Consider the following 1,441-nt stretch of genomic DNA (forward strand, 5'->3'; position numbering starts at 1 on the left):
GCCGTCATCGACCACCGCGATCGCGGCCCCATCGCAGTCGATCGCATCCACCGCGAGTTGGAACACGACCCCCAAACTGGCAGCGAACGGATGATCGCTGAGCACGAGCCGGCGTCACCGCGTTCGCCGAGGCGCCAGCGACGTCGGTCACAAGCCGTCCGCTACTCCCTCCAGATGCCGGTGTCGACCACTTTCTGCGCGAGGGCTCGCAACTTGATGTTGCGCGTCTGGGACACGGAGCGGAGGATCTCGAACGCCTGCTGGGCCGTGCAGCGTTCTCGCTCCATGATGATGCCCTTGGCCTGGCCGATGACGTCTCGGGTTTCGATCGCGACGCTCAAATGCTCGACCAGTTCACGTGCGTGTTGGTAGGTCTGGGCATTGGCCAGGGTCACCGCCGCCTGCTGCGCGAAGGACGCGACGGCCACATCGTCCGCGTCGTCAAAGGCGCGGGTCAGCGAGTAGAGGTTCAGTGCCCCGACGCGCTGGTCGTGGATCACGAGCGGCACGGAACACGAACTGGTCAGTCCCGCCTGGGTGGCTCGCGCCGTGAAGCGGGGCCAGCGGCGCTCGGCGGCGAGCGACGTCACCTTGATGACGGTGCCCGTTCGGAACGCTTCGAGGCAGGGCCCCTCGTCTATCGCGTACTGGTAGGCGTCGACTCGCTCGGCCAACGCGCTGGTGGAGACCCGCGTGCTCACCCGCCCGTCCTCCGCCACCGACACGCCGCACGTGTCGCAGTGCGGGATGAGCGCGACCGCCAGCTCGGCGGTGCGGCGCAGTGAGGTTTCCAGGGTCTCTTCGGCCAGGAGCAGTCGCGACAGCTCGCTCACCCGCTGGTCCAGCTCTTCGTGCGATGGTTCCGGCACAGTCACGGCGCCCCTCCGGCTTCGCAGTGAGCGCGAGCACACCGAAGAAAGGGCCTCCTTCGTGGATCGGCCCCGGCGGCTGTTTGCACTCGACCGACCAACCCTACGCCTTCTGTACGCGACCGTACAGAACCAGGGTTGTTTCCGGATAGGGGTCAGCGGATAATGGCCGCCATCGGTTGAGCCGCCAGCCGTCCAGCGGGCCACGGATCTACCCCAGCTGCCGCGGGCCACGGCAGTTTTATCGCGAGGTCAGGAGGTCGACCGTCGTGGGTGCCCCAGCGAGCGCCTGCGGCGACACACGGTCATGTCCCCCACCCAGAGCCGGCCAGCCAGCAGCGGCGTAGGGCGGCAGAACCGGCTTCTCGCGGCGCTCGACGACCGAGAGCTGCGCAGGCTGGGCTCCGGCCTGGTGCGGGAGTGTTTCGAGCTGAAGCAGATCCTCTACCAGGGGGGCAGGCTCGAGGCGGTCTACTTTCCGCTGAGCGCGGTCGTCTCGATCCTCACCACCATGGACGACGGCTCCGGGGTGGAGATCGCGACCATCGGCAACGAGGGCATGGTCGGGGTCC

General features: G+C 67.8%; 2 protein-coding genes. One reads left to right on the forward strand and one right to left on the reverse strand.

Annotation, left to right across the window (positions count from 1 at the left end):
* Nucleotides 1–161 precede the first annotated feature (161 nt).
* Complete coding sequence (locus E6G06_22345; protein ID TML84840.1) at nucleotides 162–1,103, reverse strand: GAF and ANTAR domain-containing protein; 942 nt, start codon at nucleotides 1,101–1,103, stop codon at nucleotides 162–164.
* A 73-nt stretch (nucleotides 1,104–1,176) separates the two neighbouring features.
* On the opposite strand from E6G06_22345, the gene E6G06_22350 reads away from it, so the two are divergent.
* Nucleotides 1,177–1,441: cyclic nucleotide-binding domain-containing protein (locus tag E6G06_22350; protein TML84841.1), on the forward strand; the 265-nt coding region annotated here is incomplete at its 3' end.

This window comes from Actinomycetota bacterium (genome assembly GCA_005888325.1).
Lineage (GTDB): Bacteria > Actinomycetota > Acidimicrobiia > Acidimicrobiales > AC-14 > AC-14.